The 23,448-nt window shown below is 58.4% G+C and carries 24 protein-coding genes; 16 read left to right on the plus strand and 8 right to left on the minus strand.

The genetic code is table 11. The annotated features are described in order from the left end of the window. The first annotated feature begins 3 nt into the window (after positions 1 to 3). The 3 genes from MUN81_RS22185 to MUN81_RS22195 all read left to right on the plus strand — a co-directional run bounded on the left by MUN81_RS22185 (position 4) and on the right by MUN81_RS22195 (position 4,275). Positions 4 to 1,026 (plus strand): hypothetical protein, encoded by a 1,023-nt coding sequence (locus MUN81_RS22185; RefSeq protein ID WP_245117561.1) that lies wholly within the window; start codon positions 4 to 6, stop codon positions 1,024 to 1,026. Positions 1,027 to 1,030: 4 nt separating this feature from the next. Beyond that, positions 1,031 to 3,481: a multicopper oxidase domain-containing protein gene (locus MUN81_RS22190; protein WP_245117562.1), complete on the plus strand. Its 2,451-nt coding sequence runs from the start codon at positions 1,031 to 1,033 to the stop codon at positions 3,479 to 3,481. 230 nt (positions 3,482 to 3,711) lie between these two features. Then, entirely contained in the window at positions 3,712 to 4,275 is a 564-nt protein-coding gene (locus MUN81_RS22195; RefSeq protein ID WP_245117564.1) for a DUF6122 family protein, read from the plus strand. Between the two features lies 1 nt (position 4,276). On the opposite strand, the gene MUN81_RS22200 is transcribed toward MUN81_RS22195, so the two are convergent. The 4 genes from MUN81_RS22200 to MUN81_RS22215 all read right to left on the minus strand — a co-directional run bounded on the left by MUN81_RS22200 (position 4,277) and on the right by MUN81_RS22215 (position 9,222). Next, on the minus strand, positions 4,277 to 5,095 hold the full coding sequence (locus MUN81_RS22200; RefSeq protein ID WP_245117566.1) for a hypothetical protein: 819 nt from the start codon (positions 5,093 to 5,095) through the stop codon (positions 4,277 to 4,279). Between the two features lie 334 nt (positions 5,096 to 5,429). After that, on the minus strand, positions 5,430 to 7,391 hold the full coding sequence (locus MUN81_RS22205) for an AAA family ATPase (protein ID WP_245117568.1): 1,962 nt from the start codon (positions 7,389 to 7,391) through the stop codon (positions 5,430 to 5,432). Then, positions 7,388 to 7,942, minus strand: coding sequence for a hypothetical protein (locus tag MUN81_RS22210; protein WP_245117569.1), 555 nt, complete (start codon positions 7,940 to 7,942; stop codon positions 7,388 to 7,390). The genes MUN81_RS22205 and MUN81_RS22210 overlap by 4 nt, the downstream gene beginning before the upstream one ends. Beyond that, entirely contained in the window at positions 7,939 to 9,222 is a 1,284-nt protein-coding gene (locus MUN81_RS22215; RefSeq protein WP_245117571.1) for a dsDNA nuclease domain-containing protein, read from the minus strand. The genes MUN81_RS22210 and MUN81_RS22215 overlap by 4 nt, the downstream gene beginning before the upstream one ends. A gap of 209 nt (positions 9,223 to 9,431) precedes the next feature. Here MUN81_RS22215 and MUN81_RS22220 point away from each other — a divergent pair, with 209 nt between their 5' ends. The 3 genes from MUN81_RS22220 to MUN81_RS22230 all read left to right on the plus strand — a co-directional run bounded on the left by MUN81_RS22220 (position 9,432) and on the right by MUN81_RS22230 (position 12,451). Next, the gene (locus MUN81_RS22220; protein WP_245117572.1) at positions 9,432 to 10,391 is read left to right on the plus strand and encodes a tyrosine-type recombinase/integrase; all 960 of its coding nucleotides are present in this window, start codon (positions 9,432 to 9,434) and stop codon (positions 10,389 to 10,391) included. 257 nt (positions 10,392 to 10,648) lie between these two features. Next, the gene (locus tag MUN81_RS22225; RefSeq protein ID WP_245117573.1) at positions 10,649 to 11,716 is read left to right on the plus strand and encodes a hypothetical protein; all 1,068 of its coding nucleotides are present in this window, start codon (positions 10,649 to 10,651) and stop codon (positions 11,714 to 11,716) included. A gap of 9 nt (positions 11,717 to 11,725) precedes the next feature. Beyond that, the gene (locus MUN81_RS22230; protein ID WP_245117575.1) at positions 11,726 to 12,451 is read left to right on the plus strand and encodes a hypothetical protein; all 726 of its coding nucleotides are present in this window, start codon (positions 11,726 to 11,728) and stop codon (positions 12,449 to 12,451) included. Between the two features lie 230 nt (positions 12,452 to 12,681). Here MUN81_RS22230 and MUN81_RS22235 read toward each other — a convergent pair whose 3' ends face one another. Continuing rightward, on the minus strand, positions 12,682 to 12,996 hold the full coding sequence (locus tag MUN81_RS22235) for a hypothetical protein (RefSeq protein WP_245117576.1): 315 nt from the start codon (positions 12,994 to 12,996) through the stop codon (positions 12,682 to 12,684). A gap of 136 nt (positions 12,997 to 13,132) precedes the next feature. On the opposite strand from MUN81_RS22235, the gene MUN81_RS22240 reads away from it, so the two are divergent. The 10 genes from MUN81_RS22240 to MUN81_RS22285 all read left to right on the plus strand — a co-directional run bounded on the left by MUN81_RS22240 (position 13,133) and on the right by MUN81_RS22285 (position 20,377). Next, complete coding sequence (locus MUN81_RS22240; protein ID WP_245117577.1) at positions 13,133 to 13,690, plus strand: hypothetical protein; 558 nt, start codon at positions 13,133 to 13,135, stop codon at positions 13,688 to 13,690. A gap of 51 nt (positions 13,691 to 13,741) precedes the next feature. After that, positions 13,742 to 14,155: a hypothetical protein gene (locus tag MUN81_RS22245; protein WP_245117578.1), complete on the plus strand. Its 414-nt coding sequence runs from the start codon at positions 13,742 to 13,744 to the stop codon at positions 14,153 to 14,155. A gap of 34 nt (positions 14,156 to 14,189) precedes the next feature. Beyond that, a complete protein-coding gene (locus MUN81_RS22250) occupies positions 14,190 to 15,350 on the plus strand; it encodes a hypothetical protein (RefSeq protein WP_245117579.1) in 1,161 nt (386 codons plus the stop codon). Positions 15,351 to 15,564: 214 nt separating this feature from the next. After that, a complete protein-coding gene (locus MUN81_RS22255) occupies positions 15,565 to 16,233 on the plus strand; it encodes a DUF4113 domain-containing protein (protein WP_245117472.1) in 669 nt (222 codons plus the stop codon). 17 nt (positions 16,234 to 16,250) lie between these two features. Then, positions 16,251 to 16,427, plus strand: a complete 177-nt coding sequence (locus tag MUN81_RS22260; protein WP_245117474.1) for a hypothetical protein — start codon at positions 16,251 to 16,253, stop codon at positions 16,425 to 16,427. A 434-nt stretch (positions 16,428 to 16,861) separates the two neighbouring features. After that, positions 16,862 to 17,002, plus strand: a complete 141-nt coding sequence (locus tag MUN81_RS22265; RefSeq protein ID WP_179225616.1) for a hypothetical protein — start codon at positions 16,862 to 16,864, stop codon at positions 17,000 to 17,002. 88 nt (positions 17,003 to 17,090) lie between these two features. After that, positions 17,091 to 18,002 (plus strand): LysR substrate-binding domain-containing protein, encoded by a 912-nt coding sequence (locus tag MUN81_RS22270; RefSeq protein ID WP_073285409.1) that lies wholly within the window; start codon positions 17,091 to 17,093, stop codon positions 18,000 to 18,002. 283 nt (positions 18,003 to 18,285) lie between these two features. Continuing rightward, positions 18,286 to 19,356, plus strand: a complete 1,071-nt coding sequence (locus tag MUN81_RS22275) for a putative sulfate exporter family transporter (RefSeq protein WP_230687945.1) — start codon at positions 18,286 to 18,288, stop codon at positions 19,354 to 19,356. Between the two features lie 62 nt (positions 19,357 to 19,418). Continuing rightward, positions 19,419 to 20,081 carry an MBL fold metallo-hydrolase gene (locus MUN81_RS22280; RefSeq protein ID WP_089334419.1) on the plus strand — a complete coding sequence of 221 codons (663 nt, stop codon included), beginning with the start codon at positions 19,419 to 19,421 and terminating at the stop codon, positions 20,079 to 20,081. Between the two features lie 11 nt (positions 20,082 to 20,092). Then, positions 20,093 to 20,377 carry a DUF202 domain-containing protein gene (locus MUN81_RS22285; RefSeq protein WP_245117476.1) on the plus strand — a complete coding sequence of 95 codons (285 nt, stop codon included), beginning with the start codon at positions 20,093 to 20,095 and terminating at the stop codon, positions 20,375 to 20,377. 102 nt (positions 20,378 to 20,479) lie between these two features. Here MUN81_RS22285 and MUN81_RS22290 read toward each other — a convergent pair whose 3' ends face one another. The 3 genes from MUN81_RS22290 to MUN81_RS22300 are packed head-to-tail and all read right to left on the minus strand — an operon-like array spanning position 20,480 to position 23,400. Next, positions 20,480 to 21,952, minus strand: a complete 1,473-nt coding sequence (locus MUN81_RS22290) for a hypothetical protein (protein WP_089334421.1) — start codon at positions 21,950 to 21,952, stop codon at positions 20,480 to 20,482. A gap of 42 nt (positions 21,953 to 21,994) precedes the next feature. Beyond that, positions 21,995 to 22,507 carry a hypothetical protein gene (locus tag MUN81_RS22295; RefSeq protein WP_245117478.1) on the minus strand — a complete coding sequence of 171 codons (513 nt, stop codon included), beginning with the start codon at positions 22,505 to 22,507 and terminating at the stop codon, positions 21,995 to 21,997. Continuing rightward, positions 22,432 to 23,400, minus strand: a complete 969-nt coding sequence (locus MUN81_RS22300; protein ID WP_245117479.1) for a YncE family protein — start codon at positions 23,398 to 23,400, stop codon at positions 22,432 to 22,434. Before MUN81_RS22300 ends, MUN81_RS22295 begins: the two co-directional genes overlap by 76 nt. Positions 23,401 to 23,448: the final 48 nt, after the last annotated feature.

A 23,448-nucleotide genomic window follows, 5' to 3' on the forward strand; every position in this document is an offset into this window, starting at 1 on the left:
GTCGTGCACGTCCCCATCGTGCTCATCCTGTTGGGGGCAGCCCTGCAAGTGGTTCTGGTTTTCAAAGACTGGGAGCAGGTTCGCTGGGGCACCCTGCTGATACTGGCCGGCGGTTTTGCGGGGGCGCTGGCCGCCAGCACCACGTTTCACGCCATGCCCACGGGCCTGGCTCCCCGGGCGGCGGCCGTGTTTGCTGCCCACGAGAAGTTTGCGGGCTACACGCTGTGGCTCTCGGGCATCACGCTGCTGCTGCGCGGCATTGGGCAGTTCTTCCAGATTCAGCGCCGCGCCTATGAAATCCTGGTGCTCGGGTTTGCGTTGGCGGCGGCCGGCGTGCTGTCGGTGGCCGGCCACCGGGGCGCGCAACTGGTGTACGTGGAGGGAGTAGGGCCGCAGGGCCACCTGGTGTCGAAACATCACGGCCACGACGACGAGGCGGGCGCAATGCCCGGCATGGAGATGGAAGCCGGCGGCCACAACGACAAAGCAGGGGCGGATGAACATGCCGAAAAAGGGGCGTCCGGGCAGCAGCTCCCGGCTGAAAAGCCCCACTCGGCCGACATGCCGGGCATGGACATGAGCAGCCCGAAGCCAGCCAGCCCGGCGCGCCCGGCGGCCAAGCCGGGGGCCATGGCTGACATGACCGGTATGAAGATGCCCGCCGCCAACACGTCGCAAAAGATGCCGCCAGGCATGAAAATGAACCGTTCGGCCAGCCCGAACCAGCGGAAGGAAATGCCCGGCATGGCCCCTATGCCCGGCATGAAGAGCCAGTCGGCGGGGGCGAAAAAGCCCGGCAAGGCGCAAGCAGGAATGGAGGGAATGGCGGATATGCCAGGCATGAAAATGCCCGCCGCGCAGCCCGCGCCGGCCCCGGGCAACATGGCTGATATGCCCGGCATGGAAAAGGGCCAGGCCAAGCCCGCAATGGGCAATATGCCCGGCATGTCGATGCCCAACCCCCTAGACAAGTTCCGCTTCAAGGACAACAACCCGGCCCGGAACCAACCGACGCCCAAGCAATAGCGCCATGAGAGTTCTGATTTTACTTACCCTGCTACTTTCTACCCTCGGGGCCGGGGCGCAGTCGATGCCCGGCATGGCCATGCCCAAGCCGCAGGAACCCTACCTCACCCAATCGGCCCCGCCGGCGGAGCAGGCGCGGGGCACCATCGTCACGCCCCGGACGAGCTACGTCGGCAAGCGGGTTGAATACGACCTGTACGTGGAAGACCGTATGGTCAATTTCACCGGCAAAATGCGCCACGCCATTGGCATCAACGGCCAGATTCCGGCCCCTACCCTGCGCTTCAACGAGGGCGACACTGCCGTTATCCGGGTTCACAACCAGATGGCGATGGAAACCTCCGTGCACTGGCACGGCCTACTGGTGCCCAATCAATATGATGGGGTGCCTTATCTGACGACAGACCCCATCAAGGCCGGGGCCGTGCACACCTACACCTTCCCGCTGCGGCAGAGCGGCACCTACTGGTACCACTCCCACACCATGCTCCAGGAGCAGGCCGGGCTCTACGGCTCCATCGTGGTGCAGCCCCAGGAAATCCAGTATCAGCTAAAAGAGTACGTGCTGGTGCTCTCCGACTGGACCGACCACCGTCCCAAAGAAGTGCTGCGCTACCTCAAGCGGGCCGGCGAGTGGTTTGCCGTGCAGAAAGGCGCGACCCAGAGCTACGGCGAGGCCCTGGCCGCCGGCTACTTCAAGGACAAGCTCAAGCAGGAATGGCAGCGGATGCCGGCCATGGACGTGGCCGACGTGTTCTACAACAAGTTCCTGATGAACGGACAGGAGCTGAGCTACTTCAAAGATGCCCAGCCCGGCGAGGTGGTACGCCTGCGCATCATCAACGGCAGCGCCTCATCCTACTTCAAGATACAGTATGCCGGCGGGCCGATGCAGGTCATCGCCGCCGATGGCATCAACGTGGAGCCCTTCCCGACCAGCAAGCTCGAAATTGCCACCGCCGAAACCTACGACCTGCTCATCACCGTGCCCGCGATGGGCGCGGCCGAGCTGCGGGCCACCTCCTCCGACGTGACGGGCTACACCTCCGGCTACTTCGGGCAGGGCGAGCCCATGCGCACCCCTGACCTGCCCAAGCTCAACTACTTCCAGATGACGCGGGAGATGAACAGCATGGGCAACATGACCGGCATGAGCATGGGCGGGGCCGGCCAGATGAGCCCGAAAGGCGCTTCGTCTCCGGCCGGCGGTGCCATGAAAGGCATGGACATGAGCGGCGGCCAGGCCACGAAAACGCCCGCCCCGCAAGGTGCGGGCACTATGGCGGGCATGGACATGCAGCAGGGCACCGCGCCGGCCACCTCCACGGCCCCGCCCCGCAACCGCCCGATGAACCAGCAGGAAAAGGGCGGCATGGGCATGGGCAGCCTGCAGGATTCGGGCAGTATGGGCGGCATGGATATGGGCGGGATGGCCATGGGCGGAATGAGCGGCGACTTCAACTATAACCAGCTGCGCGCCCTGCACCCCACCACCCTGGACTCCACGAAGCAGTGGCGGGAAATCCACCTCACCCTGACCGGCAACATGCTGCGCTACGTCTGGTCGTTCGACAACAAAACCTTGTCCGAGTCCGACAACATTCCCATCCGCAGGGGCGAAAACGTGCGCATGGTCTTCCAGAATATGACCATGATGCGCCACCCGCTGCACCTGCACGGGCACTTCTTTCGCCTCGTTAACTCGCAGGGCGCGTACTCGCCCATGAAGCACACCTTTGACATTCAGTCGATGGGCAAGGTCACCATTGAGTTCGACGCCAACGAGGACCAGGACTGGTTTTTCCACTGCCACACCCTCTACCACATGATGTCGGGCATGGCCCGCGTCATCAGCTACGAGGGCAGCCCCCAGAACGAGTACGCCCGCACGGGCTACCGTCACCTCAAGCGCGAAGACAACAAGCTCTACCCCTGGGCCGACTTGGCGGTGCACTCGCAGGGCAGCTTTCTGGAAGCCAACCTCTCCAACAACAAGAACGCCCTCGAATTTGAGGGCCGGGTAAACTACCAGGGCAACTACGAAACCGAAACCCACCTGCTACGCTATCTCGACAAGCGGCAGTTCCTGGCCGCCTTCGTGGGCTACGACCTGCGCGACAACAAAACCCTGCGCTCGGCCTCCGACAGCGAGGGTGGCAACCGCCGCACCGAAGACAATAACCGCAACTTCCGCCGCCAGGCCGAGGTCGGGGTTTACTATATGTTGCCCCTGCTCGTGCGCGCCGAGCTGCGCACCGACCTCACCGGTCAGCTGCGGGCGCAGTTGGAGCGTCGCGACCTGCCCCTGAGCAACAACGTCTTCATGGACATCCGGGCCAATACGGACCGGGAGTTTACCCTCGGCTTCCGCTACATGGTCAGCAAGTACGCCTCGCTCAGCACCAATTACGACAACCAGTACGGTTGGGGCGCGGGCCTCACCTTCCACTACTAACGGCAGCTTGAAGGTAAGTAATGCCCCTATTGCCTGTTTTTCGCGTTATTCTATCCACTGCCGCCAGTTTGGCCCTGGTATTGGCCGGTTGCCGCTCGTCTGTTGTAGTCCCGAAGTTTCCCGCTACCGCCGGATACCGTCTCCCGCTACCAGCACAGCATTTCGATACGGCAACGACCGTCACCGCCCACGCTTGGCTCACCACCCCGCAGCAGCCGGTAGCTACGAAAGTGCGGCCCCGGGTCGTGGGCACCCGGGACCACGCGCCCGGAGCGAAACAGGAGCCAGCGGGGAAGCTGAGCAGCAGGTATGCCAAAGCAATAGCCCACGATACCACAGCCCGCTTTACCCAGCCCACTGCCCCGCGCCAGCCACGCAAGCCGTTCAAATTATTTAGCGCCCAAACGCTGGTGCACTACAGCCTGCACTTTGCTTTCCCGGCCGTGCTGGCGCTGGTGTTTTTTCCCTTGATGTGGCAAACGGCTTACCTGATAATGGTGGCCACGATGCTCATTGACCTGGACCACCTGCTGGCCAAACCCATCTTCGAACCACGGCGCTGCAGCATCGGGTATCATCCGCTGCACTCATTCTACGTCCTACCGGTGTACGTCTTGCTGCTCCTGCTGCCAGCGACGCAAATTGTCGCCGTGGGCATCCTGTTTCACCTGCTCACGGATACGGTGGATTGCCTATGGAGCTTCCGCCACTGCCATGAGTGCTACCTCAACTCCCGTATTTACGCCCTGCGCAATTGGCTGCGGAAGCCCCTGAGCCGCGAGGGAATCGATTAACCTACTTACAGGCTTTCACCAGGGCCGTCACACTGAGGGTGGCCGTGGCATCAGCCCGAAAATTGTCATTGTTTACGCACACGTAAAGTCGGCGAGTTCCCGGCGGCAGGGTAATCGGCCGGGTTTCCTGGGGCGTATTACTGGCCGAACGCAGGCAGGCATTGGGAATGGTAATCGAGCCCTGCGAGGCTAGGAACTGCTGCACCGCCGCCGGGTCGAGGGTGATGTACCACCGGCATTTGGTGCTAACGGTGGGCGCGGGGCCGGTGTTCTGCTTGGAAAGAGTCGAAGCCACCATGGACAGCAACGCCACAGTGCCCGTGGCAGGGTTACTGAAGGCGCTGGCCAGCCCGATGGCCGTTGACCAGGAGGGCGGTGTTTCCCCGTCCCGGATATCCAGCTTATACACAATGCCGGCCGTTCCTTCCGGCACATCTACTTCAAACACCTTGCGACTTAAGTGCACACAGGTGCTGCAATGAATAGTGGCGTTGCTGAGTGGGAGAGCATCCACCGTTTTATACGTGCATTTTATCTCCCGGCCGTTGGGCTGCCAGCTCCGAAAGTCAGCTTGCTGCTCTCCATTTATATACGTGCCGCGAAAGCTCAACTGGCCGTTCTCGTGCCAGCCGCAGCAGAGGCCCATCGGTCTGTCGGGCCTTTCGCTGGCCATCTTGCCCTCCCACTGCTTTTTCCAGGAAGGATAGAAGTAGTCGCGCACGGTGCCCACCGTCTTGCCAGCTGCATCATGTCGGGCAATGCGGGCGTAGGAAACCTCCTCCAGCGTTTCGGTCCGTTCCCAGTCCCGGTCAAAGTACACGGTATCGGCGGGGGCAAGCTTACGGCCGCCGGCTTGAGCCGCTGGGCCAGCAAGGGTAGACTTATTAAGAGGAGGAGTACGCAAAAGGAGTAGCGTTTTACCATAAAGGGAAAGAAAGTGTGATAAGCAGAAGTGCGGATGGTAAATATAACTAGATGCTGACAATTGCCTGATTCCCAAACAGAAGGAAGCTACTCAACCAAGTAGTCCCTTTTCTGGATACATCGGACTTCGCTACCTGAAATTCTTAGTCCGTAGCGCCGGACCGTGACCATGCTAACGTGACCATGCTGATAAGAAAAGCATATATGCCCAGTGCTCTCTATCATACATGTTACAAACCTTTGTAATAAGGAATCAACGGCGGATTTTCATCACTACCCGGCATCATGTGCCGCACGGAGAAAGCTAGAGGTGACGTCTCATCACGAACGATAAATTCTTTGTCAATTAGTATGGCCTGCGTGCCTTGCAGTTCTGCTTCCAGCAGGTCATACACCAACGCGTGAAAACCCTCAAACTGCGCCTTATTTTCACGTTCACTGATGTTCTTCATTGGCGAATCAATGATGAGCAGCGACGGCAGCATAGCACCCACTTCGGTGGCTAGGCGGTGAATAGCCAAAGCAAAACACGCCTTGAAAAGCGTTTTTTTTCCGCCGCTGCTTAGGTTGGCAAACGACATGACGGTTACATCACCGGTAGAAGCTTCCGTCACTTCCGGCAAAAAGGTCTTGGTATTGATTTTAACAGTGTTTTCAACCGAAACACCCGGCATCTGGGCCCGAACCAAGCAGTCAAGAAAGTAGGCTTCCAGCTTGTGCAAATTGCCCATGTCTGCTTCGGCACCGATGCGAGCCGCTTCTAGTCGGCGTCGCAACGTGATTTCTTGCCCTTGTAGCTCGTCAGCCTGCCGAAATAGCTCTTGCACTTTTCGCGGCAACAACACCAACCGGCGCAAATCATTAATTTGCTGAACTATTTCAGCGGCCCGCCGCTCCAGCACCAACGCGGTGGATAAGTAGGCCGAGTCGTAGTTGCGCATGAGTTGCGTCAGAGAATTGTCGACCGCCTCCCGGTCGCGGGCCAACTCCCTCGCCCGGCGACGCAGGCGTGCTAGTTGGTCTTCGTGCCGCGCAATGGAATCGTCCAGCTCGCCGATGCGCGCTTTGCTGTCGCTGGCTATGACAGCCGGGTCCAAGTTGGCGCCGCCCTCTGTGGGCTCTTCTTGGCCACACACCGGGCAGTCATGGGCGGGACGCTCGGGCAAGGTTTGCGTGCACCGCGGACACGCTTCGAAGGCCACGCCACCAAGAACCGCCCTAGCGGCGGCTACCCGCTGCACTTTTAGGCCGAGCGTCAAAATCTCGTTTTTGTGGCGGCGGTCCTGGTCTATGGTGCGCAAAATCTGTGGTTCGGCTTCTTCGAGGGCCACCATTTCTTCCGTCAGGGCGCGGGCCTTCTGCCGCAAGCTGTCGGTGCCGTGCGGAATTTGCAGGTGCTGGGCCCGCAAATCGGTCAGCTTTTGTGAGACGTCGGCTGCTTCGGCCTCAAACACGCCCACCTTGGCTTGAATCTCTTCTTCAGAAGCCACATCGGCTTCGATTAAGCTTTCTTTAAGGGACTTAGCAGCCCCTTGCAATTGTTGCCGGCGGGCGTAGAGTTCCTGCAGTTCAGATTCGAGTTCAGCTACCTGTTCCTGATGGAACCCAAGGATAAAGCGCAGAACATCTAAGCTTTTGAGGCGCTTGAACGGGTCGCCGCCGTCGAGTTGAAAGAAATTGCTGTCAAACCCGTCCTGGTCCAAGTAGCAAAACCACAGCAGGTCCCGCAAACTCAGGCGTGACAACTCCGAATCTTCTTTCAGCTTGCTGCGGCGCACCCGCGGTGGCCGAATGCCCGCTAAGTAGAACAGCAGGTCGGACAGTACTTCCACTTCCGTTCCGGGAATCAACGGCCCGCCTGTGCCTGCTTTTCGCGCGGGCAGAATCAGGTCGAAGTTTCCTTGCTCATCGCGCCAGCTGCACACCACGTATTCACTGTCTCGTTGCCTTTCCAGCGCCAGTGGCTTTTCATTAACAAACAGGCTAAGCGTGGCCGTAGTAAACTCGCTTTGCAAAGCCGGAGACAAATCGAATTTCCCTCCTAAGCAGTAATCAATCAGGCGCGCGATGCTGGATTTACCTGCTCCCATCTGCCCATAAAAATACGTCACGTCCTCAAAGGGCAGCTCTTCCGTGGCGGCGGTGAAAACCAGCGTCAACTTCGCCAAGCGAATGTGCATCGGGTAGCTCATAGGGCTATGTTTTCTCCCCACTTCATGTCAATGATTTCGGGGAATACTTCGTAAATCAGGTTTTTCAGCGCCGTCGCGGGCATGGAGCCGACAGTACGATAAATCAAGCTGCTGCGCTCCTGCATATCCGCAAAAGCGGGCGATTCGCTTAGGGTGGCGACCACCCGGCGGCCGGCATCGGTTAAATCGATGTGCACGGTGTGTCCTTTTACATAGGAAACCACTAATCCTTTGGCTACCAGTAATCCTATCCAGCGTCGATAGCGGGTGTCCCACGGGCCGTAGCGGAAGCGCACCATTTTTGACTCAATCGACGTGCGCTCGTGTGGTTGAATGTTGGCTTTGGTTGCGTTTTTGTTTTTGAATTTCAGCAATCGCTCAAGGCAGTTCGGGTACCGCAGCAGAAAGTCCAGCTTGGCCAGTTTCATGATGCCGGCCATGGTGCTGCCGCTGCGCTGGTCCGACTGGCCCAGCAGCAAGAGCAGCCGCGCCAAGTGCAGCTCATCGGCGTTTTCGGTGGCCGCCACCGCCTTGATTAATCGGAAGCTCATGCCACGTGAAGGTTAAATTTATCACTCCACCACACGGTGCACTGTTCAGTCAGCAAACCGGCAATGCCCACTAAGCACTCATACGGCTCGTTGTCCACTTTACGCGGCGTGTTTTCGGCAATTGCTTTCAACCGCTGAAAAACGCTCACCAACATGGCTGGCCCATAGGGTGCGGTGGGAGAGACGCGGCTGATTTGGGCCACGAGTTGGGCCTCCGTGCATTCCGCTTGAACGACGCCCTCCAACTGTTTCAGGAATCCGTCGAAGGTATCCGGACCGGCGTGCGCCAGCGCCATGAGCCGTGCTTCGGTGTCCAGCGTTCGGCGTTCCATCAGGGGCAGTTGGTCAACTAGGCCTCCTTGCACAAATTTCTTTCGCAGGATGTCGCGCTGTGTTCCAGACTCCCCAATGGCCAAGGTAACGTCTCCTGTCTGATACCGGAAGACCATGCCTGACGATTGCCCCACGCAGGCGGCCACTACGGATACGGACACGCGCTTGGCCAGCAGCCGCGGGTTCGCTTGCCCTGCCACGTGGGGAAGGTGCTGGCGTGGGTCCTCAATCAGCAACGAAGAAGCACCGTAAACCTTTTGAATCAGTTCGTCCCGCACTGCGTTCAGCTCGGCCGCTGGCATGAGTTTGCAATCTTTTAGTTTCGGTAGGTGAATGTGCGCCACCTCCGAATCAAAGTGGTCCCGGTTGGGGCCCTTCACCAGTTCCATTCGCTTCAGGACCGCAAACAGTACTTCGACATCACAGCCGAAGTCGGCAGCCATTGCAGTCAGCACCTCCGCAAAGGCTCCCCCGACTTCACCCGCATTGTTGTAACCTACTATCACCTTTAGAAAGGTGCGGGGGCTAGTTTTCAGCTTCTTAATATCGCTCACACCAAGCCCTACCGTCAAAAACTCGGCATTAGATACGATGACGAACCGATTAATATTGGCCCCAAACTGATTGTGTAAATCCACAAACCGCTTTAAGCTGTGACGTATGGGCTCTTCGGTAAGCGTCCAGTCGCCTATCTCTGGGCGACGGGTTTTGACCTGATAAGCATCGTAAGTGCCGTCTGAGCGCTCGGCCAGCAAGTCCTCGTGGTGCTCGCACCAGATGGCTTCATAAGGATTGAGGCCAGTAGCAGCAGCTATCAGCAGAATGGAACCGTAAGCGTGCTGGTACCGAAAATTGCGCTGCGTTTCATCGCCGGGGTCGCCGATAGCCGCCACGTCGGCTGGATTTGGTAGCGCAGGGGTAGAAGTAGGTTGTAGTTTTTTCCCCATAAGCGGGAATGATGCACTATTAGGGTATCAAGTAACGGCTGAAATACGGATAAATTTTTTAATGCTGGGGTTAACTCCATTGCGTCGCTAGTTCAGGCTCGTTGCAAAGCCAGTGTATAAGGCCTGATAAGCTTTACTTATCGTTCCTTATCTTGCAAGCGCAAAGCTGGCCGGTTTCGAGCGTTTTACTCCTTACTATATAGGTTGCCGTGAGCGAGCATCTCGTCGTCCCCCAAATCTCCGGTGCCCAGGTGCCGGCTCACCTGGTCGAGTCGACCTCGCGCTACGTCGAGTCCGGCCTGCGCGGGGCAGCCAACACCATCCGCGCCTACGCCGGCGACTGGAAGCGGTTCACAAGTTGGTGCACCGTGCACGAGTTGGAATCCCTGCCGGCGCCGGTCGAAGCCTTGGCCGGATTTCTGACCGAGTTGGCCGATGCCGGCAAGAAGGTGGCCACCATCCAGCGTCACGGGGCGGCCATTGCCAAAGCCCACGAGCTGGCCGGGCTGGACTCGCCCACGGCTGATAAAAAAATCAAGGTGCTGCTCAAGGGCATCGCCCGGGAAAAGAAAACGCGCATCAAGCAAGCCGCCGCCTTTTCGCTCGACAATTTCAAGCGGACCATTCGGAACATCGACGTCTCGACGCCCACCGGACTGCGCAACCGGGCGCTGCTCTTGCTGGGCTTCACCGGCGCCTTTCGCCGCTCCGAGCTCGAAGCCCTCAACATCGAGGACCTGGCCTTTGACGCGGAAGGCTTGGTCGTCTCGCTCACCAGGAGCAAGACCAACCAGCTGGGGCAGGCCGAAGAAAAGGCCATCTTCTACTCCCCCGACCCGCAACTGTGCCCCATCCGTTCGCTGCAAGCCTGGCTGCGCGTGCTGGACAGGAACGAGGGGTGCGTGTTTGTGTCGCTGCGCAAAAACCAGCAACTCACTGCCCGCCGGATGACGACCAAATACATCAACCTCATCACCCAGCAATACTTGGGCTCCGGCTACACGGCTCACTCGCTGCGGGCCTCGTTTGTAACGGTCTCTAAGCTCAACGGGGCCGACGACTCCAAGGTCATGAACCAGACCAAGCACAAGACCTCAGCGATGATTCGGCGCTATACCCGACTGGATAATGTGCGCCAGCACAACTCGGCTAAGGAGTTAGGTTTATAATGTGTTGAAAATGCGCGTTTGCAATATGCAAAATGGTGCATCAGCAAGGTTTTCAAACTACCGAATTACTCTTAACAATCATTTCCCGAGGAGAAAGTGCTAATAGAATTTGGCAAAATGCCAATGGCACACAGCAATATAACAGCCCTATTCAAAATATACATTTGATAAATAAAATATCAATATTTTATTCTCATTCAGATTAACCAAGCAATCGGATATATTTTCGCATAATACTCCGGAGGAACGATTTTCGAATGATAAGCAAATTCTATTCTTTGGCAGAATCTGCCGAAGCACGAAAGACATTTGATTTGGCTGATTTAGGGAAAACAAAATCCCAAATGACTCCTTTTGGCTTTTTGGGAGATGATGGTACGCTGCACGGGTTCGAAACTTTTGAAGTGGCGGTCAGGCCTGGTGACTACGATGAAGCCTTTACTAAGAAGCTGCTGGGATGCAATCCTCCTTACCGAATAATGGACTTCCTGACTCATCATTTCGATTATTTTCTTGGCAGGGGTAACGAGGGGGGCGAATTCCTGCACCACATTGAGTACGTAATCTTTCCTAGGCTCAAGAATTTACACAACGGCGTGCCTTCCTCCTTGGTTGAAGAATGGCTCAGAATCCAAAAGCAGCTCATGTTTAGTCAGCACAAACAACAAAGAATCAACTTTTTAGAGGCTGCCTATAAAGCTGCCTGCGAGTATGCTCCTGGTCAACCTTTGTCCGTGAGCATTAATCCAGTCGCGTTAGGAGAGCATCTGGGCCTGGACCGCTCAACCGTGACCCGCATCGTCAATGAGTTGGTGCAGGATGGCCACGCAACTTCAACCCTCGGCATGAAAGCGATGTTTGTAACCCGGCAAGGCACCAAGGAGCTTGAAGGGGAAGCCGGCGCCCCAGTCCCCCTACAGCAAAATTTTCATTTTGCCCAAGGCAGCACGAGCACGGTCGCCACCGGTGCCAATTCCGTTCAAGTTACAAGCACCGGCCAGGGCGCGGTACTCAACGTCGCGAGCGGCAGCCAGATAACGCAATCCGTTACCGGAGCAGAGACGACTTCGTTAATCGACTTAGTGGCACAGCTTAAACAAGCGCTGGGCGCAGAGCCGAAACTCGAACCTCACAAAGAGGATATCGATGATGAATTGCATCGAATCGATGCACAACTGCAAAAATCTGAACCTAAAAAGAGCATCCTGGCTCGCTCATTCGAGTCGCTGCACGACTTGGCAAAAGATGGTTTGGGAAGCGCCACTGGGCATTTGGTATTCGAACTGCTACAACAAGTCCCACACCTGCTGGGCAGTGCTTCGTAGCTACCAATAATGACTGCTCCTGAACTGATAAGCGCGGCAATTGACGAGGTACTTCAACCGGCAACTAGACTGGTGGATGTGCTGCTAAAAGTCAAAGCGTTGGCCTATTTGCTAAAAGAGGACCGGCTGAAGGGATGGGTTAACTTGGAGATAGAAGGTTACGAGGGGAGTAGCCAAGAGGCGCCCGCTTACCGGAAGGTCGGTGTTGTACCCCGAGTCCACTTGATTCACAAGGTCAACGGCCAGCAACTCATCAATCAGCCCATGGCGGTGGAATACCTCAATGAGGACTTAAAAGCGATTCTGGTCAGCAAATACGTTGGAAACAGCGTAGCTGAGATTGAGCACATGGCCAGTCAGACAACTGATGGCACCATTGACTTGCCACACCCTCTCAACGCCATCATTGCCGAGAAAGCCTACCGCAAGGACTGGCATATTCACCGAAGTTGGCAAGTGCTGCCAACAAATCAATTAGTTGGGGTCCTGACCTGCATCCGCTCCAAGGTGATTGACTTATTGTTTGAACTGAAAGATTTAGGAAGCGACATCACGCTGCGTTCTTTCCAAGCCAAAGTACAGGAGACGGTTTCAAAGGTATTACCACCCATCCACGTTGGCGAGGGAGGGGTCGTGAACATTGCCCACGGTGCCAACTCGGTTCAGGCAACCAATACGGGACAGGACAGCCGTTTGAACGCGGCGAGTGGGACTTCCGTCAATCAAGGTGGGTAACACGGGAGTCCTGCCCTGCGAAAATAGCCGCGATGAGCCTGCCCAATGACGTAGCCCCGAACTTCAATGTTTGCATGGGGACGGCAAGTTACGCATCGTGGTGCAGCAGGAAAGCCCGGCTTACTTAAAAAAGGTGCCACCTGCCAAACCCGCGTCGTGGCCAGTGAAAATAGAACACTCGGTCCTCCCAAAATTTTCGACTGCGGCCATAATGCTGCCGTTAGCAGCAGTTATTTTAGCAACTGTTGTCGCGCCCACGTCCGAGCCGCTGCCAGTTGCATTTCGTGCCAATTTGGGAAATCGGTATTGTGGCGTACATGCTCATCAAAGGCCGCGTCGGGAATAGCTTTAAAATCTTCTGCGCTATCAAAAACAAATCCCCCGGCTCTAACGAATTCTGTGAAGCTTGTGGATTGGGTGTGTTGGGCAATGAACTCGGCATTAAAAAGCTCCTCACTTGATACCTCGGAGCGTTGGCTAAGCTGTTCAATGTTCTGTGCTAATTCATTTAGGCGTCCAAGCCCGCTTGACTTAATGGTAATCATAGCTATCAAGATGTTAGTTGCTACTCAAATATAAGCTGCAGCAAGTTGCTGCTAAAATTATTTGCAGCAACTTTTGTCTTTCACGTGCCCTTAGCCTTAGTGCTCTGACCGAGGCATTTCTTTAGCCCTCACCTTTATGTTTGGCGATTTAGATACTAGCTTTCCGTTACATACCTGTCCTCTAACAGGACTCGCACTGAATGGCCGGGCTTCTTTTCAGCCTAATGCCATGCCTCCTAGTGTTCTGTATACATTCGAACCCATTGGCAGGGCTGTGATGGGCTTGGAACTGTACTTGTTGTTCTCAGCGAACGAACAACGGGGCTGGTTGCAACCTCGCCCTGATTTGGCTGGTGCGTGTCGCGCAGCCAAAGAGCGCGGCCTGGGCCCTTATATTATTACTGAAAGCGTTATTAAGGAGCCCGACAACTCTTGGCCGCGCACATTTGATGAGAAATTGCTTCATTTTCTGCGCCTCTTTTACGAATCGGGTGGCAAGGAGCGAAAGAAGCGCACAATCAACGTGCTGGAAGACTTTCCAATGGCCTTCGCTCAAGACGCAGAAGAATTTCATCGCATCTTAGAAGCCTTGCTGGATGAAGCGTTGCTTCGTTACGACAAATCCAGCCGTGTGCAGGGCGATTGGGTAAACGGCATCCAAGCCTGGTACCACGAGGTACTGCTTACTCCCTAAGGCAAAAGCACCGTACTTACAGCTATCTCACCGCCTTCAAACGCCCCTACAATGGCATCCAATTCTTTTCACTTCGGCTCCAACGCAAATGTTAATCTCGTGCAGGGCGATGGCGCGATACAAACCAACCTATCAGGGGATAACGCGAACGTGAACGTGGCCCGTGGGAATAATATCACCCAGACCAATCAGTCTGGGCAGCCTGCTACTTTGGCAGAATTAACCGAGGCGCTAAAGCAGGCCCTATCGCCTGCCTCGTTTGATTCCCGTCGAGATGAGATTGACCACGAACTGGAGGTGATTGAATCACAGTTACAAAAACCCGCGCCGAAGAAGTCCATTCTTGAACGGTCTTTTGATTACGTAAAAGAGCTAGCCATCAAGAGTGCAGGGCCCGCAGCGGCGGCTACCGTTGTGGAGCTAGTAAAACATGCCCCTGAGTTGCTTGCTGCTCATCTGGGATAAAGAACCATTTGTACCTATAGTCTGATTCTGCTGTATGGAAAGGTGTGTCACTATTTACGAGAGCAACATCGCACAACTGGCCAAACACAACTTTGATAAGACCCCTTTTTTTAAACTGGAAGGGGAAATAGTTGACAGCGGTTTTGACGCACAGCCAGCCGGCGAGTACGAACTACCCAAAAAATTTCCCAATTGCTGCAGTTGGCACACCGGTTTGCTGACCAACCATTTTGAATGGTTTAACCGATTTCCCAATTGCTGCAAGTGGCATCAGGAGATTGGCCAAAAGAAGTGGTTCAAGAAAGAGAATTTCTATGGGCTGCCGTTGAAGATTGTGCGAAACATCATCTTCACCACGCACCACATTGATGAGCAAGCTCGCAAAGAGCATGGCTTAGCGGACATTCTTCATTACATCGAGTACATCCTGGAAAGCTTCGGTTCTCCTGGCATCGGAGCCAACCTGTACGTTTCCAACCTGAAGCACTACCTGAAGAACACCAAATCACCGCTCACCAAAGCGGATAAGGACGCGGTGCTGAGCTATCTGACGCAGCAGCAATCCAGTGAGGCGTTATCGTCCGTTGACCCCAATTTGGTGCACGAAGTGTTTCAGAAATGGCTTCGAGCGATTCCCGACTTAAGCATTTTTAGCGCGTTCAAGCAGTCCTACAGCGGCAAAGTGGCCGCAAATTTTCTGTTTTACAACGCCCAGTATAACCCCTACCTGAACCAGACAAAGTTTAGAGTAAGAACGCGCAAGCAGCTCACCAAATATTTATTAGACTTTACAAAAGAGGCATTAGTGAATGTCGATTCCATTCTGATGCTTGAGAACGGCACCATATCGGATGTCGCGAAACATCAGCTGGATATTGCAGGAAGTAAGCGGAAGCTAAAGCAAGAGACCCTGCTAGGTAAGCACTCGAAGGGCGAGTTGAAGTATCTAGAGGTGATGCAACGATGGCTAGCAACTGAAGAAGAATACTTCGCCGATGTTTCTTCCCTACTGGGGAAAAGTAATTTGCTTCCGCATGTAAAACGCCCAAGCAAATTGGCGGATAAAACCACTGCGCAAAATATCCAAAACAACATTTCACTAGGTGATAACGCTCATGTCTACCTAGCACAAGGGAACAATGCCACTCAACATAATGCATCAACGGGAACTGCTACCGCTGATTGCACTTCATGAAATGGCATAGTTAAAGAGTTATTAATAGCATTAATGCCTGAAACAACCTGATTATTCACCCCCGTCAAGGTAGAACCCGCCGATTCCGCGCAGGTCCCTTTTATCTGCGGCACGCTGACGGAACAAAGAACGGCAGTTGGATGGGACCGGCCGGCAGCAGGAGCCGTGTCTCGATTAAAGCTAAGCGGTCGGCCCGTTTTCCACCTGGGCTTCGATGGCATCGACGCTGGTACGCGAGCTGCGGGGCTACCCCTGCCTGGGCCTGGCCCCGAGCGAAGACGGCACGCTGGCACGCCGCAGCCTGTGCTGCTCGCGCACGTTCGTCCGGCCCTTGAGCGCCTTTCTCGACGTAACCGGGGCCGTGAGCGCGTTTGCGGCGCGGGCAGCGGAGAAGCTGCGCTGCCAAGGCGACGCGGCCCACCTGCTGACCGTGTTCCTGGGCAAGAGCCGCTACGGCCTAGAGCCCCCGCCCTACTCCTGTTCCACGACCCTCACGCTGCCGGGGAACACCAGTGACTCCATTGAGTTGGTATGCTACGCCCGGGCCGCGCTTAAAAAGCTCTGGCAGCCGGGGCATCGCTACACTGACGCCGGGGTCGTGCTTGACGGCCTGGAGACGGCTGGCCAGACCCAGCTCGGCTTGTTCGAAGCCGCGCCCGTCTCGGAGAAGCGCACCCACCTCATTGCTGAGCTCGACGCGCTGAACCGCCGCCTGAACCGCCGCCTGAACCGCCGCCTGAACCGCCGCTTCGGCCATGGCTCGGTACGCTTGGCCGCCACGGTGCGGGCCACCGGGCAGGTGGTGGCCCCCTGGGAGGGCCAGGCCCAGTGGTGCACGCCCCAATACACGACCCAACTGGAGGATTTGCTCCTCGTGGGCTGAACAGTCCTCTGCGCACCATGCCCCCGATTGTTGCCCACCTGACCGAAGAAGAACAGTTGCTGGCAGACGCTATCCTGCGGCATCGCCCGCTGGCGCTCGCCCCAGCCTTACAAGCGGACCTGCGCGTCGCCGGGCAGTACGTGCCCGAAGGGCAAGCCGCTTTGCTGCATAAATGGCCTTGGTTAAAAGTTTAGTACAAAGGTTAAACGCCCTTTGCCAAATTAGAACGGACGTTGGGCAGTAAGCTGTGCTAATGCTGCTGCGTCAGCGTCACGCTCTGGTTACCCTATACCTGCTTACTACACTCATTTGGTTGGCCGTAACTTGAGCCGTTGCTGGTACTGCGCCAGCGTACGCCGTACCTCGCCGACGGAGTGTAGACCATTGAGGGAGAGATAAGGAGTTTGGTCTGGATGGTAAGGGAGGCGGCCGGCACGGCTCCGCCCGGCGCACCGAAACACCTGTGTCTGCCACTCCGAAATGCGTCCGACCAATTTCTCGCCTACTTCGTGTCTATCAACCTGCTGCACCTCGGCGTAAACCAGCGCCTTGGGAAGGTAGTATCCGCTTCGTCAGGCTTTCGCTGGGCCTCGCCTCGCTGTACTATATCGGCCTCTGAAAAGCCGAAGTGCCTGCCCCATTCGATTCCAACTCCATTCTTGCCACCGTCATCATCGGCCCCGACGGCCAGGTGGTCACCTGCCACGACGGCATGGCCGCGTACTACACCCCCGAGTTCAAGGCCGCGCTGGAGAAGCTGGTTCGGTAAGCGGCGTTGGCAGGGTGGGCGGATGAGTGCCCGAAATGAGCGGGGAGGGTCCGCCCCGAGGTTATAGCAAACTGCCTACCTTGCCGCCATGTCCGATTTTCGTCTGCGCGTATTTGCCACCGTGGCCCGGCATCTGAGCTTTACCAAGGCCGGGCAGGAGCTGTTTGTGAGCCAGCCGGCCGTCACCAAGCACATTCGTGAGCTGGAAGCCCAGTACGGCCAGCGCCTGTTGGAGCGGCGCGGCAACCGCGTGAGCCTCACCGAGGCCGGCCGCCTGCTGCACGCCCACGCCGATGCCGCCGCCGCCGCCCAGCAGCAGCTCGAAGACCAGCTCCTGGCCCTGCGTGACCCCGAAGAGGCCGCCGGCCGCCTGCGCCTGGGGGCCAGCACCACCTTGGCCCAGTACGTGCTGCCGGGGTTGCTGCCCGCCTTTCAGGCCCGCTACCCGCAGGTGCAGCTCTCGTTCCTGAACGCCAATTCCGAGCGCATTGCCGATGCCCTACTACGCGGCGAGCTGGATTTGGGCTTTGTAGAAGGCCGCACCAAAAGCCACGACCTGCACTACGAGCCGTTGCTGCCCGACGAGTTGGTGGCCGTGCGCCGCGTCGCGCCCGGTTCCCCGCTCGCCACGCCGCTGTCCTTGGCCGAGGCCCTGGCCCACCCGCTGGTGTTGCGCGAGCGGGGCTCGGGCACGCTGGAAATTCTCGAATTTGCTCTGCGGGCGCAGCACATTAAGCTCAGCAGCCTTTCCGTAGCCCTTTACCTGGACAATACGGAAGCCATCAAGCGCTACCTCGAAGCCGCGCCGGCGGCCCTGGGATTCGTGTCGCGCCGGGCCCTGGACCGCGAGCTGGCGGCTGGACTGCTCGAAATCGTGCCCATCAAAGGGCTGCACCTGGCCCGGCAGTTCGAGGCACTCTGGGTGCAGGGACAGGTGCTGGCCCGGCCGGCCCAGCGGTTTCTGAGCTTCGTGCAGGGGCAATTCAAGGGGGCCAAATAAAGGCTGGCGATGCCGGATAACCATTCGGTGTCAGCTGGCAGCGGCTGTACTTATACAGCAGGAGGTGAACCGGGTGGTTCGTCCAACGGCAGATTGGCGATGGCACAGGTCTGCCGGTGCCGTAACAACTGCTGCCACGGCCATCCGGGCGGCTCAAGACTGGCGGGAATGCAAAAATCAGCTATTCTATAAATAACTTTTGGTTATGCAGGATAACACGATTGGATAATCCTTTGCGTAGGGGTCGCCGTATATTTGCCTCAGAAACAACCCCCTCCCGCTCATGGCACTCCCGGTTCATTCCGCAACTCCGCAAGCCCCTGATTCGCCGCTCGCTCCCGCTCCGGCGCAGGAACCGGCCGCTCCTGAATTCAACGAAACCACCGGCTTCTTCCGCCACCTGCACACGCCCCGCGTGCTGTTCGGGCAGGATTTCACCCTGAAGCAGGTGGTGTTCGTGCTGTTCTTCGTGTTCTGCCTCACGCCCTGGGCCTCGCCGCCCATTGCCCTGGCCCTGGGCTTGGTGCTGGCCCAGACCATCGGCAACCCCTTCACTACCCAAACCAAAAAGGCCACGGCCAAGCTGCTGCAGTTCTCGGTTATCGGGCTGGGCTTCGGCATGAACGCCCACGCGGCGGTGCAGGCCGGCAAGGAGGGCATCCTGTTCACGGTGGTGTCCATCTTCGGCACGCTGCTGCTGGGCCTGGTGGTGGGCCGGTGGTTGGGGCTGGGCCGGCACGTGGTGCATCTGATTTCGTGCGGCACCGCCATTTGCGGCGGCTCGGCCATCGCGGCCATCGGGCCGGTGCTGCGGGCCAAGGACGAGGAGATGTCGGTGGCCCTGGGCACGGTGTTCGTGCTCAACGCGCTGGCCCTGTTTGCCTTCCCGCCCATCGGCCACGCGCTGGCCATGACTCAGAACCAGTTCGGCCTTTGGTGCGCCATTGCCATCCACGACACCAGTTCGGTGGTGGGCGCGGCGGCCGCCTACGGCAATAAAGCCCTGGAAGTAGCCACCACCGTGAAGCTGGCCCGGGCCCTGTGGATTATCCCGATTTCCATTGGCACGGCCATGATTTTCAAGCAGAAGGGCGTCAAGGTGAAAATTCCCTATTTCATCTTCGGCTTCATCGCCGCCATGCTGCTCAACACCTTCGTGCCCGCCGCCAAGCCCCTGGGCCCGGTGATGGTGAACCTGGCCAAAATCGGCCTCACGGTGACGCTGTTTTTCATCGGCGCGGGCCTGTCGGCCAAGGTGGTGCGCTCGGTGGGCATCAAGCCCTACGTGCTGGGCATCCTGCTCTGGTTGGTGATTTCGACTGGCTCGCTCTACGTGATTCTGCACACGGTATAGCGCAAAGCGCACGGAGGAAGTTGGACTACCGAAGCAGCTAGAACAACCTCATTTTCAATGCCATGCGCATCACCAAATACATTCATTCCTGTTTGCTGTTCGAACTCGACGGCCAACAGATTCTTTTCGACCCGGGCAAGTTTTCCTTCATCGAAGGCTTGGTGCACCCCGAGGTTTTCAAAGACGTATCGGTCATCATCATCACCCACAACCACCCCGACCACCTCGACGTGGCGGCGCTGCAGAAAATCGTGGCCCTGCGTCAGGTCATTATCATCTCTAACCGCGAGGTGGCAACCGAACTGCAAGCGCACGGCCTCACGGTGCAAATCCACGAGGAAGGTCGCCTAGACTTGGGCGTGTTTCAGCTGCTGGCCCTTCCGGTGCAGCACGAGGCCATTCTCGACAGCCCCTTGCCGCAAATGACCGCCTGGCTGGTGAATGGCAAGGTGCTAAATCCCGCCGACTCTTTTGCTAACAATTTGTTGCCCTTCGCGGGGGTGGAAATGCTCCTGCTGCCCGTCACCGCGCCTTTTCTCACGGAGCTGGTGGTGGCCGATTTCGCCCTGAAAATGCGTCCCAGGCAAATTTTGCCCGTACACGACGGCTACCTCAAGCCCTTCTTCATCCAGCAGCGCTACGAGAACTACGGGCCGTATTTTGAGAAGCACGGCATCGTGTTTCACCGGCTGGCCGAACCGGGCGATGCCATTACCCTCCCGTAGCCTACTCCCTTATGCCGTTACCCCCCCCCACCAACCCACTCGCCCTCTCGGACCGGCTGGCCCTGCAACGGACCCGGCTGGCCAATGAGCGCACTTTGCTCACCTACGTGCGCACCAGCCTGGCGCTGGTGGGCTTCGGGCTGGCGCTCCTTCAGTTTCACCCCGAGCGGGGCGGCCGGTTGGGTTACTCCGCGCTGGCCGTGGCGGGGCTGGTGCTGACGGTCGGGCTGCTGCGCTTTCGGGCGCACCGCCGGGAATTGGCGGCCTGCCAGCTAGTGGCTGGCGGCGGTAGTTGAGCAACCCCCCCCCCCGGTGCTACCCGAAGCAAAAGCGTTTGCACCCCTAAAAAAGGCCCCTGATGCGTCATGCACCAGGGGCCTTTTTGGTCAGCAGCCGGCTTACGGCTGCGTGAGCGTGACCGCGCCGGCCGGGTTTTTGTCGCCGAGCACCACCACGGCGAACCGGCCCGCCAGCCGCAGCCGAATCTGGTAGTAGGCGTTGACTTCGACTGCGCCACCATCATCGGTTTTGAAGGAAATGACCGGCTCCGGGGCCACCAATGCGGTTTTGCTGTCCGACAGGTACAGGGTGTAGGTGGTGTTGGCGGCCAGCTGCTTGAGGGCCAGTACCATTTCGTCGAGGTCTTCGGTGGGGCGGATGGTGGCCCCGCCGCCCACGCCGGGCACCGGCTGCGTACCCACGGGCACCAGGCGGATGTTCACCGGCGTCACCGGCGTGAAGGCTTCCAGCCCACTGGCGCCGGGGCTGCCACCGCCGGCTTTCACCACGTAGAGCAGGGCCTGCGGGGCCTGGCCGCTGCCGGTTTCGGTGAGCTTGGTGTTGGTTTTGGTGTCGATGCTGACCAGCGCGTCGCCGTTTTCCAGGCCCACGTAGAGCTTGCTGCCGTCGCCGTTGGGCCACACGCCGTGCGGGTTGGCCCCCACCGGGATAGTGGCCAGCAGCTGGCGCTGGCGCGAATACACCTTCACCGCGTTTTCGCCGCCCACGGTTACGTAAGCGAAGTCGCCGGCGCTGGCCCCGCTGAAGCGGGTGCCGCCGCCGGTGCCGGCCATGTTCACATGGTTGGTGCCGGGGCCGGTGTCAATCACGCCTTCCACGGCGTAGGTCTGGGCGTTCACCACGGTCACCTTGCCCACGTCTTTGTGGGTCATCCAGACCTGCTGGCCGTCCTCGGTCACCACCAGGTTGGGCGAGAACTTGCTCACCACCGGCACCCGGGCAATGACCTCGCGCTTCTTCACATCAATTACGTCGAGCGTAGCGGTTTCGGAGTGGTCCACGAAGGCCACTTTGCCATCGGGCCGGAACACGACCATGCTCGGCTCGTGCTCGGTGGCAATGTTTTTCACCACCTGCATTTTCTCCACGTCAATCACCGTCACGTAATCCTTGCCGCGCACCGCCACCCAGAACTGTCTGCCGTCGGGCGTGAAAAAGCCCTCGTGGGGGTTGCGGTCCACGTATACCTTGCCCTTGACGGTGTTGGTGGCTAGGTCGATAAAAATCACCGCGTTGGTGAGGGTGGCAATCACGCCCAGCGTCTTGCCATCGGGCGACACCCCCAGCCCGTGCACGTTGGACTCCATGTCGTAGAGCGGGCTCAGAAACTCGGGCCGGCCCTTGCCCAAGCGAATCACGCCCAGCAGCCGGTTGGTGCTCGGGTCGTGCACCGACACCGTGTTCGATGACTGGTCGGCCAGGTACACCCGGTCGGCGGCGCTGGCTGCGATGGGGCCGGGGTCGGGCGGAATGACCATGTCGGGCTCGGTTTCCTCGCTGTTCTTTTTCGAGCAGGCCCCGAGCAACAGCGTGGCTGCCAGGGCCCAGGTGGATAAGGTAGTGATGCGCATGGAGGGATGAAATGCTGGTTTTGCCGCCCAGTCTAAGCCGGACTATTCGGCCAGTAAAGCGGGTTCACCGTCAGTGGTTTTGGGTGCGACGATTACCCGCGAAAACTTTTTGCCCGCTGGGTTCAACTCGCCGCCCGCGATGCGCTGCACCGGCCCCAGGGCCTGGCCCATGGCCCCGCCTTTGGCATCGGTGCGCACGGTGGTCAGGGCGTAGTCGCGCGCGTAGGGCGCTTTGGTGCCGCTGGTCAGGAAGATGTCGTAGTCGGTGTTCGGCGTCAGGCCGCGCAGGGCGAAGGTGGCCAAATCCACCAGCCCTTCCGAGCGCAGCGTCATGGTGCCGGTGGCGGGGCCAGCGGTGGGCGGCTTGAGCGTCCGCACCACGGCGGGCTGGTCAACCAGCTGCCGGCCGAGGCCGGTGTTTGTGGCCGCGCCGGCAGGCACGGCGTTGGGCACGTACATCAGCGCCATTGGGGCCTGGCCTACCTTGATTTTGGCCAGCACCCGGTTGCTGGCCGTGCTGATGGCCACGGCGGAGTCGCCGTTTTCCAGGCCCACGTACATCCGGCTGCCGTCGCCCGAGGGCCAGATGCCGTGCGGATTAGCCCCACCGGAATGGTGGCCAGCTGCTTGAAGCCCGGGGCGCGGCTGTACACCTTCACTACGTCCTCGCCGCCTACGGTCACGTAGGCCAGCTTGCCGGCCGCCACATCCACCGTGGCCACGTGGTTGGTGACGGGGCCGGTTGTCAGCACGCCGCTGATGGTGAGCGTCTTGGTATCCAGTACCGATACCTTGCCCACATCCTTGTGGGTGAACCAGATTTGCTGGCCGTCTTTGGTGGGGAAGATGTTGGGCGAGAAGGGGCTCACCACCGGCACCTTTTTGATGACTTTGTAAGTGGCCACGTCCACCACGGCCAGCTCGGGCGAGAAGCTGGAGCACACAAAGGCGCGCTTGCCGTCGGGGCTGAAGGCAATCTGGCCGGGGCCGTTGGGCACGGGCACACGGCGGGTTTCGCGCATCGTGGCCACGTCAATCACCGATAGGTAGTCCTCGCCGCGCACCGTTATCCAGGCCTCCTTGCCATCGGGCCGGAAGGTGGCCTCGTGCGGGGCCCGCCCCACGTACACGCTGCCTTTGATGACGTTAGTGGCCGTTTCGATGAAGGTCACGTTGTTGGAGCCCACCGACACCACGGCCAGCAGCTTATGGTCGGACGAAGCACCCAGGCCGTGTACCAGCGCCTGCCCCTTGTAGAGCGCCGAGAGCAAGTCGGGCTGCGGCTTACCCAGAATAATCTGGCCCAGCAGCTTGTTATCCATGGGGTCGATAACCGAGACGGTGTTGGAAATCTGGTCGGCGGTGTACACCCGGTCGCGGTGGCTGACGACCTGAGCCGCCGCCACGCTGGAAATGAGCAGCAGGCCGGGGAGGAGAGGGAATTTCATGGGATAGGGAAAAAAGAACGTCATGCTGAACGAAGTCGCAGCATCGCT

It is taken from the genome of Hymenobacter sp. 5317J-9 (assembly GCF_022921075.1).
In the GTDB taxonomy this organism is placed as follows: Bacteria; Bacteroidota; Bacteroidia; order Cytophagales; family Hymenobacteraceae; genus Hymenobacter.

Coding starts and splice junctions, on each gene's coding strand:
- MUN81_RS22275 (WP_230687945.1), top strand. CDS start 18,286: ATGGCACTCCCGGTTCATTCCGCAACTCCGCAAGCCCCTGATTCGCCG.
- MUN81_RS22270 (WP_073285409.1), top strand. CDS start 17,091: ATGTCCGATTTTCGTCTGCGCGTATTTGCCACCGTGGCCCGGCATCTG.
- MUN81_RS22210 (WP_245117569.1), bottom strand. CDS start 7,942: ATGAGCTTCCGATTAATCAAGGCGGTGGCGGCCACCGAAAACGCCGAT.
- MUN81_RS22255 (WP_245117472.1), top strand. CDS start 15,565: ATGGCATCGACGCTGGTACGCGAGCTGCGGGGCTACCCCTGCCTGGGC.
- MUN81_RS22230 (WP_245117575.1), top strand. CDS start 11,726: ATGACTGCTCCTGAACTGATAAGCGCGGCAATTGACGAGGTACTTCAA.
- MUN81_RS22290 (WP_089334421.1), bottom strand. CDS start 21,952: ATGCGCATCACTACCTTATCCACCTGGGCCCTGGCAGCCACGCTGTTG.
- MUN81_RS22300 (WP_245117479.1), bottom strand. CDS start 23,400: ATGAAATTCCCTCTCCTCCCCGGCCTGCTGCTCATTTCCAGCGTGGCG.
- MUN81_RS22225 (WP_245117573.1), top strand. CDS start 10,649: ATGATAAGCAAATTCTATTCTTTGGCAGAATCTGCCGAAGCACGAAAG.
- MUN81_RS22285 (WP_245117476.1), top strand. CDS start 20,093: ATGCCGTTACCCCCCCCCACCAACCCACTCGCCCTCTCGGACCGGCTG.
- MUN81_RS22280 (WP_089334419.1), top strand. CDS start 19,419: ATGCGCATCACCAAATACATTCATTCCTGTTTGCTGTTCGAACTCGAC.
- MUN81_RS22190 (WP_245117562.1), top strand. CDS start 1,031: ATGAGAGTTCTGATTTTACTTACCCTGCTACTTTCTACCCTCGGGGCC.
- MUN81_RS22235 (WP_245117576.1), bottom strand. CDS start 12,996: ATGATTACCATTAAGTCAAGCGGGCTTGGACGCCTAAATGAATTAGCA.
- MUN81_RS22205 (WP_245117568.1), bottom strand. CDS start 7,391: ATGAGCTACCCGATGCACATTCGCTTGGCGAAGTTGACGCTGGTTTTC.
- MUN81_RS22245 (WP_245117578.1), top strand. CDS start 13,742: ATGGCATCCAATTCTTTTCACTTCGGCTCCAACGCAAATGTTAATCTC.
- MUN81_RS22260 (WP_245117474.1), top strand. CDS start 16,251: ATGCCCCCGATTGTTGCCCACCTGACCGAAGAAGAACAGTTGCTGGCA.
- MUN81_RS22215 (WP_245117571.1), bottom strand. CDS start 9,222: ATGGGGAAAAAACTACAACCTACTTCTACCCCTGCGCTACCAAATCCA.
- MUN81_RS22240 (WP_245117577.1), top strand. CDS start 13,133: ATGTTTGGCGATTTAGATACTAGCTTTCCGTTACATACCTGTCCTCTA.
- MUN81_RS22250 (WP_245117579.1), top strand. CDS start 14,190: ATGGAAAGGTGTGTCACTATTTACGAGAGCAACATCGCACAACTGGCC.